We start from the raw sequence: 15,264 nt of genomic DNA, 5'->3' as shown, positions 1-15,264 counted from the left end.
CAATACACTTCCAAAACCGATAAAGTTTTAAAAGAACAAGATCCCCGCTAGAACCACCAAAGGCGAAGCCCCTGGCAAACCAGCTTTCAGACCCAACCGGGTAGGGAAACCGCATTTCCGTGCGGGCCAATCAACATAGTGACCAAGGTCACCGGCGTCAAGGCCCGCTCTTCAGCGGTCCCGGCGAGCGGCGGAAGCGCCGTCGTCGGGAGGCGGCTTCTAGGCGCCGGCTCCCTGGCTGTCAAACCGGTTTTTTGAAAGTTCCGCTGCCGTCTCAACTCGTCTCGTAGCCGTACACGTCAACCCATTGACTTAGAATGCTTTATCCCAGAAAGGTTTCTGCGTATTTCAGCCCTGGGAGGGGTATTCATGCTGTTTCGCGCCGCGCACCCCGCGCGCTGGCTCCTGCCTGCCATGCTTTTTGCTGCATTGCCGAACACCGTCTTCGCACAGTCCGAGCCGGAAGGTCCGGCGCCGGCCCAGCCGGCCCCTCTCCAGTCGGAATCCGTCCGCGTCCTGGTCGTCCGCCCCGGCGATACCCTCACCCGCCTGCTGGCCGGTGCCGGCGTCGAGGCTGGCCAAGCCAAGCCCGCGATCAACGCCCTCGCCCCGATCTTCCCGCCCCGCAGCCTGCAGCCCGGCCACGAGATCACCGTCCGCCAGGACCCCAGCCGCGACGACGCCCTCCTGGCGCTCATCCTCGAGCCGCAGCCCGGGCGCACCGTCACCGTCACCCGCAACGGGACGGGATGGCAGGCCGTCGAGGAGGAGGCCGCCCGCCACCGGCACCTGGTCCTCGCCCGCGGCGAGGTCAGCGGCAGCATCTTCCAGGACCTCAGCCAGGCCGGCCTGCCGCAGCCCCTGGCCCTCGGCCTCGTGCGGATGCTGGGGCATGCCGTCGACTTCCAGCGCGAGCTGCAGCCGGGCGACGAATTCACCGTGCTGTTCGAGCGCTTCCGCGACGCCGAAGGCGGCCTGCTGCGCGATGGCGAGGTGCTGCATGCGGAGTTCCGCCTGGCCAACCGGCAGCTCTCGCTCTGGCGGCAGGAGACGCCGAACGGCGCCGAATGGTTCGACGAGACCGGCCGCAGCCTGCGCCGCAACTTTCTCCGCACCCCCCTCGACGGCGCCAGGGTCACCTCCGGCTTTGGCCAGCGGCGTCACCCGGTGCTGGGCTTCACCCGCATGCACCAGGGGGTCGATTTCGCCGCCCCGACCGGCACGCCGGTCCTCGCCGCGGCGGACGGCGTGGTCGCCCGCATCGGCTTCGCCGGCGGTTATGGCCGGCTGATCACCCTGCAGCACCCCGACGGCAGCGAGACCCGGTACGCCCACCTCTCCGGCTTCGCCCGCGGCCTGGCGCAGGGCAGCCGCGTGGCCCAGGGCGAGGTGATCGGCAAGGTCGGCTCCAGCGGCATGGCGACCGGGCCCCACCTCCACTACGAGATCGTCGATGCCGGCCGCCTGGTGGATCCCTCCATCGCCCGGCCGGCGCCGACCACCCAGCTCGCCGGCGCCGACCTCGAGTCCTTCCAGCAGACCCGCACCGCGATCCTGGCCCAGATCGCCCATCTGGAGCCGAAGCAGGAAGTCGCCTGGGCGGAGTGACCCGCCCAGAACCGAGCCTCCGCTTGACGCCTCAGGCCGCCGCCGCCAGCGGCTGCTGGACCACCAGCCCGTCCGGGCCGGTGGTGACCGTCAGCCGCTCCCCATCGTGGATACGGCCTTCCAGCAGCAGGTTGGCCAGCTGGTCCTGCAGCGCCCGCTGGATCACCCGCTTCAGCGGCCGGGCGCCATAGGCCGGGTCGTAGCCGGCCTCGGCCAGCCACTCCCGCGCCGCCTCGTCCAGCGTCAGGGTGATCTTGCGGTCCTCCAGCAGCCGCCGCAGCCCGGCGAGCTGGATGTCGACGATCGAGGCCATGTCGCTCCGGGCCAGGCGCCGGAACAGCACGATCTCGTCCAGCCGGTTGAGGAACTCCGGCCGGAAGCGCTCCCGCACCGCGCGCATCACCGCCGGGCGGGCCGCCTCGATGTCGCTGCTCTCGGGCAGCTCGGCGATCGCCTGGCTGCCGAGGTTGCTGGTCAGCACGATGATCGTGTTGCGGAAATCGACCGTCCTGCCCTGCCCGTCGGTCAGCCGCCCGTCGTCGAGGACCTGCAGCAGGATGTTGAAGACATCCTCGTGCGCCTTCTCCACCTCGTCGAACAGGATGACCTGGTAGGGCCGCCGCCGGATCGCCTCGGTCAGCGCACCGCCCTCGTCGTAGCCGACATAGCCCGGCGGGGCGCCGACCAGACGCGAGACCGAATGCTTCTCCATGTACTCGGACATGTCGATGCGGGTCATTGCCCTTTCGTCGTCGAACAGGAAGCTGGCGAGGGCCTTCACCAGCTCGGTCTTGCCGACGCCGGTCGGGCCGAGGAACAGGAAGCTGCCGATCGGCCGGTTGGGGTCCTGCAGCCCGGCGCGCGCCCGGCGCACCGCCTTGCTGACCGCCTCCAGCGCCTCCTGCTGGCCGACCACCCGCTGGCGCAGCTGGTCCTCCATCTTGAGCAGCTTGGCCCGCTCGCCCTCCAGCATCTTCTCGACCGGGATGCCGGTCCAGCGGCTGACCACGCCGGCGATGCCCTCCTCGGTCACCGCCTCGTTCACCAGCCGCGCGTCGCCGTCGCCCGCGGTCGAGAGCTTCTTCTCGAGCTGCGGGATGACGCCGTACATCAGCTCGGAGGCACGGCCGAGGTCGCCGCGGCGCTGCGCCAGCTCGACCTCGGTGCGGGCGCGGTCCAGCTCCTCCTTCAGCTTCTGGCTCTCGACGACCTTGCCCTTCTCGGCCGCCCAGCGCTGCGTCATCTGGTTGGAGCGCTCCTCGAGATCGGCCAGCTCCTTCTCCAGCTTGCCCAGACGGTCGCGGGAGGCGGTGTCCTCCTCCTTCTTCAGCGCCTCGCGCTCGATCTTGAGGCGCATGAGGTCGCGGTCGATCGCGTCCAGCTCCTCGGGCTTGCTGTCCACCTGCATCCGCAGCCGCGAGGCCGCCTCGTCGATCAGGTCGATCGCCTTGTCCGGCAGGAAGCGGTCGGTGATGTAGCGGTTGGACAGGGTCGCCGCCGCCACCAGCGCGCCATCGGTGATGCGGACGCCGTGGTGCAGCTCGTACTTCTCCTTGATGCCGCGCAGGATGGAGACGGTATCGGCGACGCTCGGCTCGCCGACGAACACCGGCTGGAAGCGCCGGGCCAGCGCCGCGTCCTTCTCCACATGCTTGCGGTATTCATCGAGGGTGGTCGCGCCGATGCAATGCAGCTCGCCGCGGGCCAGCGCCGGCTTCAGCAGGTTGGAGGCGTCCATCGCCCCATCCGCCTTGCCGGCGCCGATCAGCGTATGCATCTCGTCGATGAAGAGGATGACCTCGCCGGCCGCCTCCGTCACCTCGGAGAGCAAACCCTTCAGCCGTTCCTCGAATTCGCCGCGGTACTTGGCGCCGGCCACCATCGCGCCGAGGTCGAGCGCCATGACGCGCTTGGTCTTCAGCGCCTCCGGCACGTCGCCGTTGACGATGCGCAGCGCCAGCCCCTCGACGATGGCGGTCTTGCCGACGCCGGGCTCGCCGATCAGCACCGGGTTGTTCTTGGTGCGGCGGGCCAGCACCTGGATGGTGCGGCGGATCTCCTCGTCGCGGCCGATCACCGGGTCGAGCTTGCCCTCGCGCGCCACCTCGGTGAGGTCGCGGGCGTATTTCTTCAGCGCGTCGAAATTCTGCTCGGCGTTCTGGCTGTCGACCTTGCGGCCCTTCCGCAGGTCGGCAACGGCGGCTTCCAGCCGCTGCGCATCGGCGCCGGCGGTCTTCAGGATGCGTCCCGCGCCGCTGTCGCTGGCGGCGAGCGCCACCAGCAGCCGGTCCTGGGCGACGTATTCGTCGCCGGCCTTCTGCGCCTGCTGCTGCGCGCCATCCAGCACGCGGACGATATCGGGGGTGAACTGCGGCTGCCCGGCGCCGCCGCCGGAGACCTTTGGCTGGCGGCCGACCTCGAGGTCGACGGCCTGCTTGGCCTTCGCGGCATCGCCGCCGGCAGCCCGGATCAGCCCGGCGGCCGCGCCCTGCTCATCGTCGAGCAGCGCCTTCAGCAGATGCTCGGGCGTGACCCGCTGGTGGTATTCGCGGATGGCGATGGTCTGCGCCGCCTGCAGGAAGCCCTTGGCGCGGTCGGTGAATTTCTCGATGTCCATACTGGTGGTCCCTCCTCTGGCCTCCCTGGCGGCCCTGCTGGGCCCGCCAGCGGGCGAGACTCGACGGCAACTGATGCGCCCGCCCCTATCCCGGCGACGGACAGCATCATGGTCGCGCCGGATGTGGTAAGCCGCCTTGCGTTGGGTCAAGAGCCGGAGGAATTAATTCCGATGCGCGTCGAACATATCTACCGTTACCCGGTGAAGGGCCTGACCGCGGAGGCTCTGGAAGAGGTCGCCCTGCGGGAAGGCGAATGCCTGCCGCACGACCGCCGCTTCGCCCTCGCCCAGGGCGACGCCCCCTTCGACCCCGCCGCCCCGACCTGGCTGCAGAAGCGCCATTTCGGCTGTCTCATGGCCAATGCGAAGCTCGCCCTGCTGCACAGCGCCTTCGACGCCCGGACCGGCCAGATGCTGATCCGCCCGCCGGAAGGCGCACCCCTGCTGGCCGATACCCGCAGCGAAGCGGGCCGCGCCGCGATCGCCACCTTCCTCGCCGGCTTCCTGGGCGAGGAGGCCCGCGGCACCCCGCATTTCGTCGAGGCGCCGGGCCACAATTTCACCGATGTGGCCGCCAAGGCGGTGTCCATCATCGGCATGGCCAGCCTGCATGCCCTGGAACGGGCGGCCGGCATGACGCTGGACCCGCTGCGCTTCCGCGCCAATGTCTATGTCTCGGGTGGCCGACCCTGGGCCGAATTCGACCTGGTCGGGCAGGAGATCCAGCTCGGCGGCGCCCGGCTGCGGGTCTTCAAGCGGATCGTCCGCTGCCCGGCGACCGAGGTGAACCCGGACACCGCCGAACGCGACGCCAAGCCGCCGAAGGCGCTGCGCGAGCATTTCGGCCATGCCGACCTCGGCGTCTATGCCGAGGTCATCGAGGGCGGCCACCTCGCCATCGGCGATGCGCTGGAGCCGCTGCAGGGCGACCTGCTGCATTGAGCTAGGCCGGCCAGCGCCCGGCCCAGGGCTCCGCCGCCTCCCATTCCCGCGCCATGGCGCAGAGCAGCCCATCCGCCCCGCTTGCCCCGACCAGCTGGAACCCGATCGGCAGGCCATTCGCCGCCGGCGCCGCCGGCAGCGCGATGCCCGGCAGGCCGCCGATATTGGCGAAATTGGTGAAGACGGCATGGCCGCGCGGCCCGACCGCCTGCCGGGCGATGGTCACCGGGGCGACCGCCTTGGCGGGCCAGGGCAAGGCCGCCGCCGCCGGGGTGAGGATCAGGTCCCAGGCCCCGAAGAAGCCAGCCATCCGGCGCCGGAAGGCGGCGATGCCGTCGATTGCGCCGAACAGCGCGGCCGCCGACAGGCCGCGCCCGGCGGCGGCCATCTCCCGCAGCCCCGGGGCGGTCGGCTCGCCGCCCTTCTCGGCCAACAGCCAGGCAAGGCCGGCCTGGCCGACCGGGCCGAAGATGGCGGCCAATTCCTCCACGGTGAAAGGCGGCTCGCCCTCCTCCACCGCATGGCCGAGGCCTTCGAGGCGGACCGCAACGGCAGCGATGCTGGCGGTGATCTCCGGGTTAACCGGCGCGGCGCCGAAGCGCGGCACATACAGGATGCGTTGCCGCGGCAGCGCGTCCGGCACCAGGAAGGGCGGCATGGCCCGGCAGGAGGGGTCGCGCGCATCGGGCGCCACCAGCAGCGACAGCAGGGCGATCAGGTCCCCGGTGGTGCGGGCGAGCGGCCCGATCTGCTCGAGGTCCAGCAGGATGGCCGGCAGCCCGTCGCAGCGCGGCACCCGGCCGGGCGAGGGCTTCAGCCCGACCACCCCGGCATGCGAGGCCGGCCGGCGGATCGAGCCACCGCCATCGGTGCCGAGCGCCAGCGGGCCGAGGCCGGCCGCCAGCGCCGCCACCGCGCCGCCGGAGGAGCCTCCGGGCGTCAGCCGCGGGTCCCAGGGATTGCGGGTCACCCCGAAGACGCTGTTGTCGGTGTAGCCCTGCAGGGTGAACTCCGGGACATTGGTCTTGCCCAGCAGCACCAGCCCCGCGGCCCGCAGCCGCGCCACCGGCAGCTCGTCCCGCTCCGGGACGAAGTCGCGGAAGAGCGGGCTGCCCCAGACGCAGGGCAGGCCGGCGACGGCGATGTTGTCCTTCACGTGGAAGGGCACGCCATCCAGCGGCGACAGCGGCACGCCGGCCCGCCAGCGGGATTCGCTGGCCCGGGCCGCGGCGCCGGCCCCGGCCGCATCCAGGGTGACGATGGCGTTCAGCGCCGGGTTGAGCCGCTCGATCCGGGCCAGCACCGCCGCCAGCACCTCGGCCGGGGACAGGGCCTTGCGGGCGAAGAGCCCGGCCAGGGTGGTGGCCGGCAGCAGGCAGGGGTCGCTCATGCGAACACCCCCCGCATCCGGGCCAGGCCCTCGGTCGCCTCCGCCGCCATCCGGGCGATGATGGCGCGCGCCGGCTCGATGCCGTCGATCAGCCCGACGCTCTGGCCGGCCCAGACATAGCTGTCCTCGAGGTCGCCGTCGTCGGTGCCGCGCGCATTGGCCCGGCCGGCGATCAGCGCGACGATCTCCTCCTTCGGCGCCCCGGCCGCCTCGGCGGCCACGATGCGCTCGGCATAGGCGCTGTGCAGGACGCGGCCGGGCATGCCGAGCGTGCGCTTGATCAGCATGGTATCGGTCGGGACCGCACCGACCAGCGCCTGCTTGTAGCGGGCATGCGCCACGGCTTCCTCGCTGGCGACGAAGCGGGTGCCCATCTCGACCCCCTCGGCGCCGAGCGCCAGCGCCGCCAGCAGCCCGGCCCCGGTGGCGATGCCGCCCGAGGCCAGCACCGGGATCTTCACCGCGGCGACGGTGCGGGGGACCATGACCATGGTGGTCTCGTCCGAGCGGCCGATATGGCCGCCGCCCTCGTAGCCGACGGTCGCCACCATGTCGGCCCCGGCGGCCTCGGCCTTCCGCGCCAACTCTGGCCCGGCGGTCAGCACCAGGGTCTTCGCGCCGACCTCCTGGCAACGGCGGATATAGGGCGCGGGATTGCCGGCGGTGAGCGCGATGACCCGCACGCCCTCCTCCAGCGTCGCCTCCAGCCCGGGCCAGATATCCTGCCGGCCGATCGGGAAATTCACCGCGAAGGGCTTATCCGTCAGCATCCGGCAGCGGCGGATCTCGGCCCGCAGCGCCTCCGGCCCGTCGAGCCCGCCGGGCAGCCCGGCCGTGCTGATCTGGCCGAGCCCGCCGGCATTGGAGACGGCGGCGGCCAGGTCGGCGAAGGCGACCCGGGCCAGCCCGCCCTGCACGATCGGGTAGCGGATGCCCAGCAGGCGGGTGACGCGGGTTTCGATGGCGTGCGACATGAGGCCCCGTAGAGGAAGGATTGGGCTTCATGCTGACCCATCTGGGCGGGATCGACCATGGCGTGGTGCTGGTGCGGGACCTCGACGCGGCGGCGGCCGGCTTCGCCGCGCTCGGCTTCACCATCGCCGCGCGCGGCACCCATTCGCCCCACATGGGCACCGGCAACAATTGCGTCATGCTGCGGCGGGATTACTTCGAGCTGCTCGGCGTGCTGGTGCCGACCGAGCTGAACGCGCGCTGGCGCCGGCTGCTGGAGACCCGCGAGGGCATCTCCGGCATCGCGCTGCGGGCGCATGACGCCGATGCCGGCCGCACCGAGCTGGAGGCCCGCGGCATCGCCACCCTGCCGGTGCAGCATTTCGGCCGCCCGGTCGTCCTGCCCGGCGGGCATACCGCGGAGACCCGCTTCCAGACCTTCCACGTGGCGGAGCCGCCGGCCCCGGGCCTCCGCCTCTTCGCCTGCCAGCACCTGACGCCGGAGGCGACCTGGGTGCCCGGGCTGATGGACCATGCCAATACCGCCGAGGCGCTGGACGCGATCGAGGTGCTGGCGGCCGACCCCGCCGCCGCGGCGGCCGGCGTCGGCCGGCTGCTGGACCGGGCGCCGGCGGCGGAGCCGGACGGGGCCCTGCGGCTCGAGACCGGTGCCGCGGCGCTGGTCTTCCTCACCGCCGGGCAGCTGGCGGCGCGCTACACCGGGCTCGACCTCGGCGGGCTGCCGGAGGAAGGGCCGGTGACCCTGGCGATCCGCGTCGCCGACCGGGCCGCCGCGGCGCGCTGCGCCGCCGGGGCCGGCGCCATCGAGGGGGCCCATGGGATCGCGGTGCCGCCGGCGGCGGCGCATGGGATCATCCTGGCCTTTCGTTGACGGGCTTGCATGCCGTGCCCGGCCCTGGGCATTTTGCGCCGCAACAGACCAAGGAGCCGGTGATGGAGCTAACGCGCAGGCAGGCACTGGCGGGTGCCGGCGGGATGGCCATGGGCGGGCTGCTGCCCGGGCTGGCGCTCGGCCAGACTTCCCCTGGGGCCCCGCAGCGCGGCGGCACCCTGACGGTACAGCTGACCAGCGAGCAGCGGGTGCTGAACCCGGCCATCCAGGCCTCGACCGGCGTCTACGTCATGGCGTCGAAGATCGTCGAGCCGCTGGTCGACCTCGATGCGGCGGGCGAGCCGACCGGGGTGCTGGCCGAGCGCTGGGAAAGCGCCGCGGACGGCCTGACCCATACCTTCTTCCTCCGCCGCGGCGTGACCTGGCACGACGGGAAGCCCTTCACCGCGAAGGACGTGCAGTTCAGCGCCATGGAGTGCTGGAAGAAGATCCTGAACTACGGCACCACGCTCTACCAATTCCTCGACGCGGTGGAGACGCCGGACGACCATACCGCGGTCTTCAAATTCTCCAGGCCGATGCCGCAGGGGCTGCTGCTGCGGGCGCTGCCCGACCTCGGCCACGTGATCCCGGCGCATGTCTATGCCGGCACCGATATCCGGGCCAGTCCGGCCAATACCGCCCCGATCGGCACCGGCCCCTTCAAATTCGCCGAATACCAGCGCGGCCAGTACCTGATGGCCGAGCGCAACCCGAACTACTGGCGCGGAGGCGGGCTGCCCTACCTCGACCGCATCGTCTGGCGCTTCATCGCCGACCGCGCGGCGGCGGCGGCGGCGGTCGAGAGCGGCCAGGTGCAGTTCAGCCCCTATTCCGGCCTGTCGCTGTCCGACATCGCGCGGCTGTCCAAGGATGCGCGCTTCACGGTCGGCACCAAGGGCAACGAGGGGAATACCGCGCATACCGTCACCGAGTTCAACCTGCGGCGGAAGGAGCTGTCCGACGTCCGCGTGCGGCGCGCCATCGCCCATGCGCTCGACCTCGACTTCTTCATCGAGAACTTCCTCTATGGCTACGCCAAGGTCGGGACCGGGGCGATCCCGTCGTCGAGCGCCGCCTTCTACGTGCCGCGCCCGGCGCCCTATCCCTTCGACCGAGTCAAGGCCGAGGCGCTGCTGGACGAGGCCGGCTACAGGCGCCCCTCCCGCAACGGCCAGCGCTTCGCCCAGCCGCTGAAGCTGCTGCCGGCGCCCTGGGGCGAGTACACGCTGAACTTCGCCACCTTCATCCAGCAGTCGCTGCGCGAGATCGGCATAAGGGTGGAGATCGAGGCGCGGGATGCTCCCGGCTTCCTCACCGGCGTCTATCGCGCCCATGAATTCGACCTGACCACCGGCTGGCACCAATACCGCAACGACCCGGCGGTCAGCACCACCGTCTGGTTCCGCACCGGCAGCCCGGTCGGTGCCCCCTGGACCAACCAGTACGGCTACGCCAACCCGGCGATGGATGCCGTCATCGATGCCGCGGCGACCGAGCTGGATGCGGCGAAGCGGAAGGCCCTCTACCAGGACTTCGTCCGCCTCGCGATCGAGGATTTGCCGGTGCATACCGCGGTGGAGCATGCCTTCATCAGCGTCTATTCCAAGCGGTTGATGGGCAGCCACAACACCCCGCGCTGGGCCAGCAGCAGCTGGCACGACGCCTGGCTCGCACCCGCTTGAAGCGCCTCGGCGGATTGGCGCTGCGCCGGCTGGCGCAGTCGCTGCCGGTGCTCGCCATCATCCTCATCGGCCTGTTCCTGCTGCTGCAGCTGGCGCCGGGCGATACGGTGGATGCGCTGATGGCGCAGATGGGCGGCGGCAGCGCCGAGGATGCGGCGCGGCTGCGGACCCAGTACGGGCTCGATGCCGGCGTTGCGGTGCAGCTCGGTCGCTACCTGCTGCGGCTGCTGACCTTCGACCTCGGGCAGTCCGCCATCTACGGCAAGCCGGTGGCGAGCGTGATCGCGGAACGCCTGGCGGTGACCGCGATGTTCATGTCCTGCGCGCTGGCCTTCGCCTTCTCGGCCGGGCTGGTGCTGGGCGTGCTGGCAGCGCGGCGAGTGAACGGCTGGCCGGACACCGTCATCAGCACCCTCGGCCTGGTCTTCTACGCCATCCCCAGCTTCTGGCTCGGCCTCATGTTGATCGTGCTGTTCAGCGTGAAGCTGGCCTGGCTGCCGCCGGGCGGCTTCGAGAGCATCGGCGCCGGGCTCAGCGGCCTCGACCGGGTGCTGGATATCGCCACCCATCTGGTGCTGCCGACGCTGTCCCTGGCGCTGATCTTCCTCGCCATCTACCTGCGGCTGATGCGGGCCTCGATGCTCGAGGTGATGAACCTCGACTTCGTCCGCACCGCCCGGGCCAAGGGCCTCTCCGAGGGGCATGTGCTCTGGCGGCACGTGCTGCGCAACGCGCTGCTGCCGATGGTCACCTTCATCGGGCTGCAGTTCAGCACCATGCTCGGCGGCAGCGTGGTGATAGAGAGCGTCTTCTCCCTGCCCGGCCTCGGCCGCCTGGCCTTCGAGAGCGTGGTGCAGCGGGATTTGAATACCCTGCTCGGCATCGTGCTGGTCTCGGCCGTGCTGGTCATCATCGTGAACTTCCTGGTCGATATCCTCTACGCGAAGCTCGATCCGCGGATCGGGGCGAATTCATGAAGGCGGTCCGCGCCTATCTGCGCAGCCCGGCCGGGATCATCGGCGCGGTGCTGCTGGTCGCGGTCATCGCCGCGGCGCTCTCGGCCGACTGGCTCTTCCCGCGCGACCCGATGGCGCTCGCCGGGCGGCCGCTGCAATGGCCCGGCGCCAATCCGCGGCTGCCGCTCGGCACCGACAACCTCGGCCGCGACATCGCCGGCTTCATCTTCCATGGCGCCCGGGTCTCGCTGCTGATCGGGCTGGTCGCCTCGGTCGTCGCGGTCGGCATCGGCGTGCTGGTCGGCGCCGTTGCCGGCTTCTACGGCGGCTGGGTCGACGATCTGCTGATGCGGATCACCGAGGCCTTCCAGACCGTGCCCAATTTCATCCTGCTGCTGGTGCTGGTGGCGGTCTTCGGCTCGGAGCTGGAGGTGATCACCATCGCCATCGGCCTGGTCGGCTGGACCGCGCCCTGCCGGCTGGTGCGGGCGGAGTTCCTCTCGCTGCGGTCGCGGGAATTCGTGCTCGCCGCGCGCGGCCTCGGGATGCGCGACGCGCAGCTCATCCTGGGCGAGGTGCTGCCGAATGCGCTGCCGCCGGTCATCGTCTATGCCAGCGTGACCATGGCCATCGCCATCCTGCTGGAAAGCGCGCTCGCCTTCCTCGGCCTGTCGGACCCGAACGTCGCCTCCTGGGGCAACATGATCGGTGCCGGTCGCTCGGTGCTGCGGACCGAATGGTATGTCTCGGCCATCCCAGGTGCGGCGATCCTGACGACCGTGCTGGCCTTCAGCCTGGTCGGCCAGGGGCTGAACGATGCGCTGAACCCGCGGATGCAGGTGCTTTGAGCGCGCCCCTGCTGTCGCTGCGCGGCGTTTCCGTCCGGCTGCCCAAGGGGGCGGACCGCGAATTCGCCCTGCAGGATGTCGACCTCGACGTGGCGGCGGGGGAGATCCTCTGCGTCGTCGGCGAGAGCGGCTCCGGCAAGTCGCTGACCGCGACCGCCATCCTCGGCCTGCTGCCGGCGCCGCGGGTGACCTTGGCCGGCGGCAGCATCACCTTCGAGGGCGAGGACCTGGCCAGCCTCTCCCCCGCCCGCCTCCGCGCCATCCGCGGCAAGCGGATCGGCATGATCTTCCAGGAGCCGATGACGGCGCTGAACCCGCTGATGCCGGTCGGCCGCCAAGTCGCGGAGGTGCTGGAGGAACATGCCCGCGACCTGACCGCGGCGATGGTGGACGCCCGGGTGCAGTTGCTGCTCGAGGAAGTCGGCATCCCCGACCCGCCGGGCGCGGCCCGGGCCTATCCGCATGAGCTCTCGGGCGGCCAGCGGCAGCGGGCGATGATCGCCATGGCGCTGGCGATGGAGCCGAAGCTGCTGATCGCCGACGAACCGACGACGGCGCTCGACGTGACGACGCAGGCGCGCATCCTGGCGTTGATCAAGGAGATCCAGTCGCGCCGCGGCACCGGCGTGCTCTTCATCACCCATGACTTCGGCGTGGTGGCCGAGATCGCCGATCGCGTCGTGGTCATGCAGCAGGGCCGCATCGTCGAGACCGGCCCGGCGCAGCAGGTGCTGCGGGCACCGGTGCACCCCTATACCCGCGCCCTGGTCGGCGCGGTGCCGCCGCTGACCCCGCCCGCCCGCGCCCCGACGCCGCAGGGCCCCGCCGTGCTGGTGGTGGAGGGCCTGCGCAAAACCTACCGGACCGGCGGGCTGTTCGGCCGTCGCCGCGTGGTGGCTGCGGTGCAGGGCGTCTCCTTCACCCTGCACAAGGGCGAGACGCTCGGCATCGTCGGCGAGAGCGGCTCCGGCAAGTCGACCGTCGCCCGTACCCTGGTGAAGCTGCTACCGGCCGATGGCGGCTCCATCCGGCTCAACGGCACCGAGGTGCGGGAGGCGACGCGGACCGCCTTCCGGCCGATGACGCGGCATATCCAGATGGTCTTCCAGGACCCCTTTGCCTCGCTCAACCCGCGCCGCCGGGCCGGCGACCTCATCGCCCAGGGGCCACGCATCCATGGCGCCTCGCGGGCCGAGGCCCGGGCCACGGCGGAGCGCATGCTGGCACTGGTCGGGCTCGACCCCTCGGCCGCCGGGCGCTTCCCGCATGAGTTCAGCGGCGGCCAGCGCCAGCGCATCGGCCTCGCCCGGGCGCTGGCGCTGGAGCCGGCGGTGCTGGTGGCGGACGAGCCGGTCTCGGCACTGGATGTCTCGGTCCAGGCGCAGGTGCTGCGGCTGCTGGCGGAGCTGAAGCAGCGGCTGTCGCTCTCCCTGGTCTTCATCACCCATGACCTGCGCGTGGCGGCCCAGGTCTGCGACCGGATCCTGGTGATGCACCGGGGCGAGGTGGTGGAACAGGGCGAGACGGCGGCGATCTTCGCTGCGCCGGGCCATCCCTATACCCGGGCGCTGCTCGCCAGCGTGCCGGGCCGCGGCTGGGTGCCGCCGGCTGTCGCGGCGGAATAAGCCCCCGACAGGCGGTGGAAAGTGTGTTGCCCCGTCGCACCGGGAACCGGCACCCTGGCGGATCGCAGCCAGGGAACAGCCGGATGAGCGTCGTCGCGAGAGCCAAGGCCTTGATCCTCCAGCCGGAGCAGGAATGGCGCGTCATCGCGGCCGAGCCGGCGGATACCAAAAGCCTGTTCCTGGGCTATGCGGTGCCGCTCTCGGCGGTGCCGGCCGTCGCCGGCTTCATCGGCTCGGCGATCTTCGCCGGCACCCTGGAGCAGGTGACGGGCGTGCAGATCGGCGTCGTCAGCCTGCTGCTGCAGGCGATCGCCGGCTATGTGCTGGGGCTCGTCGGGGTCTGGGTCTGGGGCAAGATCATCCAGGCGCTGGCCCCCCGCTTCGGCGGCACCGGCGACGAGACCGCGGCCATGAAGCTGGCGGTGCATGCGCCGACCGCGGCCTGGCTTGCCGGCGTCTTCGCCATCGTCCCGCCGCTGGCGATCCTCGGCATCCTCGGGCTCTACAGCCTCTATATCTTCTACAAGGGCGCGCCGGTCGTCGCACAGGTGCCGCGGGACAAGGTGATGGTCTTCACCATCGCCGTCATCGTCGTCGGCATCCTGGTGAACATCCTGGTCGGGCTGGTGGCGGCCACCTTCCTACGGTTCTGACGCCGGCGCTACCGGCCGAGCTTCGCCGCCACCCAGCGGAGCAGCAGCGCGCTGATCGCCGCGCTGTTCGCCTCCAGCATCAGCATATGGCCATTGCCGGGCTGGCCATGCTCCTCGAGCCGCATGTGCTCGACGCCGGCGCCGGCCTGGGCCAAAAACTTGACGGTGCAGTGGTCGTAGGTGGCGCGGTAGCTCGCCTCCCCGGTCACCACCAGGATGGGGATGCCGGCGAGCCGCGGCAGGCGCCGGGCCGGGGCGCGCTGCACCCAGCAGCGGACCAGCCCAGGCCCATCGGGCAGCGCCTGGCGTTCCAGCGCCAGGTCCTCCGGCGCCGCGGCCGGCGGATCGAAGGTCAGCGGCAGCCGGGCGATGCCCCAGGGCCGGGCGGGGGTCGCACCCTCGGCGTACCAGTCCTCGCCGCCCTGGAAGGTCACGTCGAAGAAGGGCGGGCCATTGGGCTCGATCGCCAGGATGGCGCGGACCAGCGCAGGCCGGGCATCGGCCAGCTTCCAGCCGAAGACGCCGGATTGGGAATGGGTCAGCAGCACCGCCGGGCCGATCCGCTCCAGCAGCGCGAGATGGGCATCCAGCACCACCGCCTCGGTCTTCGCGGGGTCGGCGATATAGCCCACCTGGCTGGCGAAGAACTGGTCGAAGGCCGGGTTGCCCGGCCGCCCGGGCCCGCCCGGCCATTGGCTGTGCCGCGCCGCCTGCGGGTAAAGCGCGGTGCCGGCCGGGTCGGTGAACATGCGCGTCACCTGGGCGACCGGGGCGCGGGCATGGGCGCCATGCGCGGTATCCTGGCCGGAGCGGCCGCGCCCCGCCTGGTCCACGACATAGACCGCATGGCCGGCGCGGAGGAAATCCTCGGCCCAGCCGGGGCGGCCATCCGGCGTCGACAGGAAATTGGTCCCGGTCTGGCCGGTGCCGTGGATCATCACCACCGGCGGGCCGGTCTCCACGGCGGGGATCTGGAACTGCACGAAGGACTGGCCGCGCATCGCTTGGCCATCATCGGTATAGCGGCCGCCGGTGAAGAAGCAGCCCTGGCGGGCGATGGCGAGGGGTGTTTCCTTGGTCAATCCAGGCACTCCGGC

The 15,264-nt window shown here is 71.3% G+C and carries 12 protein-coding genes; 8 read left to right on the top strand and 4 right to left on the bottom strand.

Annotation, left to right across the window (positions count from 1 at the left end; translation table 11 throughout):
- Window positions 1–369 precede the first annotated feature (369 nt).
- On the top strand, window positions 370–1,608 hold the full coding sequence (locus QWZ14_RS17860; protein ID WP_290318144.1) for a M23 family metallopeptidase: 1,239 nt from the start codon (window positions 370–372) through the stop codon (window positions 1,606–1,608).
- A gap of 31 nt (window positions 1,609–1,639) precedes the next feature.
- Here the strand turns inward: QWZ14_RS17860 and clpB are convergent, their stop codons facing one another.
- Window positions 1,640–4,225 (bottom strand): ATP-dependent chaperone ClpB, encoded by a 2,586-nt coding sequence (gene clpB / locus QWZ14_RS17855; protein WP_290318142.1) that lies wholly within the window; start codon window positions 4,223–4,225, stop codon window positions 1,640–1,642.
- Window positions 4,226–4,396: 171 nt separating this feature from the next.
- Between clpB and QWZ14_RS17850 the strand changes: the two genes are divergently transcribed.
- Window positions 4,397–5,167 (top strand): MOSC domain-containing protein, encoded by a 771-nt coding sequence (locus QWZ14_RS17850; RefSeq protein ID WP_290318141.1) that lies wholly within the window; start codon window positions 4,397–4,399, stop codon window positions 5,165–5,167.
- Window position 5,168: 1 nt separating this feature from the next.
- Here the strand turns inward: QWZ14_RS17850 and QWZ14_RS17845 are convergent, their stop codons facing one another.
- Complete coding sequence (locus tag QWZ14_RS17845) at window positions 5,169–6,557, bottom strand: amidase (RefSeq protein WP_290318140.1); 1,389 nt, start codon at window positions 6,555–6,557, stop codon at window positions 5,169–5,171.
- Complete coding sequence (locus QWZ14_RS17840; protein ID WP_290318139.1) at window positions 6,554–7,531, bottom strand: NAD(P)H-dependent flavin oxidoreductase; 978 nt, start codon at window positions 7,529–7,531, stop codon at window positions 6,554–6,556. Before QWZ14_RS17840 ends, QWZ14_RS17845 begins: the two co-directional genes overlap by 4 nt.
- Window positions 7,532–7,560: 29 nt before the next feature.
- On the opposite strand from QWZ14_RS17840, the gene QWZ14_RS17835 reads away from it, so the two are divergent.
- The 6 genes from QWZ14_RS17835 (at window position 7,561) to QWZ14_RS17810 (ending at window position 14,167) form a co-directional block, all read left to right on the top strand.
- Window positions 7,561–8,400 carry a VOC family protein gene (locus tag QWZ14_RS17835; RefSeq protein WP_290318138.1) on the top strand — a complete coding sequence of 280 codons (840 nt, stop codon included), beginning with the start codon at window positions 7,561–7,563 and terminating at the stop codon, window positions 8,398–8,400.
- 62 nt (window positions 8,401–8,462) lie between these two features.
- Window positions 8,463–10,085, top strand: a complete 1,623-nt coding sequence (locus tag QWZ14_RS17830; RefSeq protein WP_290318137.1) for an ABC transporter substrate-binding protein — start codon at window positions 8,463–8,465, stop codon at window positions 10,083–10,085.
- On the top strand, window positions 10,082–11,062 hold the full coding sequence (locus QWZ14_RS17825; RefSeq protein WP_290318136.1) for an ABC transporter permease: 981 nt from the start codon (window positions 10,082–10,084) through the stop codon (window positions 11,060–11,062). Before QWZ14_RS17830 ends, QWZ14_RS17825 begins: the two co-directional genes overlap by 4 nt.
- On the top strand, window positions 11,059–11,889 hold the full coding sequence (locus tag QWZ14_RS17820; RefSeq protein WP_290318135.1) for an ABC transporter permease: 831 nt from the start codon (window positions 11,059–11,061) through the stop codon (window positions 11,887–11,889). Before QWZ14_RS17825 ends, QWZ14_RS17820 begins: the two co-directional genes overlap by 4 nt.
- A complete protein-coding gene (locus tag QWZ14_RS17815) occupies window positions 11,886–13,514 on the top strand; it encodes an ABC transporter ATP-binding protein (RefSeq protein WP_290318134.1) in 1,629 nt (542 codons plus the stop codon). Before QWZ14_RS17820 ends, QWZ14_RS17815 begins: the two co-directional genes overlap by 4 nt.
- 83 nt (window positions 13,515–13,597) lie before the next feature.
- Complete coding sequence (locus QWZ14_RS17810) at window positions 13,598–14,167, top strand: Yip1 family protein (protein ID WP_290318133.1); 570 nt, start codon at window positions 13,598–13,600, stop codon at window positions 14,165–14,167.
- An 8-nt stretch (window positions 14,168–14,175) separates the two neighbouring features.
- Here the strand turns inward: QWZ14_RS17810 and QWZ14_RS17805 are convergent, their stop codons facing one another.
- Window positions 14,176–15,249, bottom strand: a complete 1,074-nt coding sequence (locus QWZ14_RS17805; protein WP_290318132.1) for an alpha/beta hydrolase — start codon at window positions 15,247–15,249, stop codon at window positions 14,176–14,178.
- Window positions 15,250–15,264 lie beyond the last annotated feature (15 nt).

The sequence above is a fragment of the Paeniroseomonas aquatica genome (assembly GCF_030409335.1).
Taxonomy (GTDB): domain Bacteria; phylum Pseudomonadota; class Alphaproteobacteria; order Acetobacterales; family Acetobacteraceae; genus Belnapia; species Belnapia aquatica.
The sequence above is the reverse complement of the archived record's forward strand: the minus strand, read 5'-3'. Positions and strand labels throughout refer to the sequence as shown.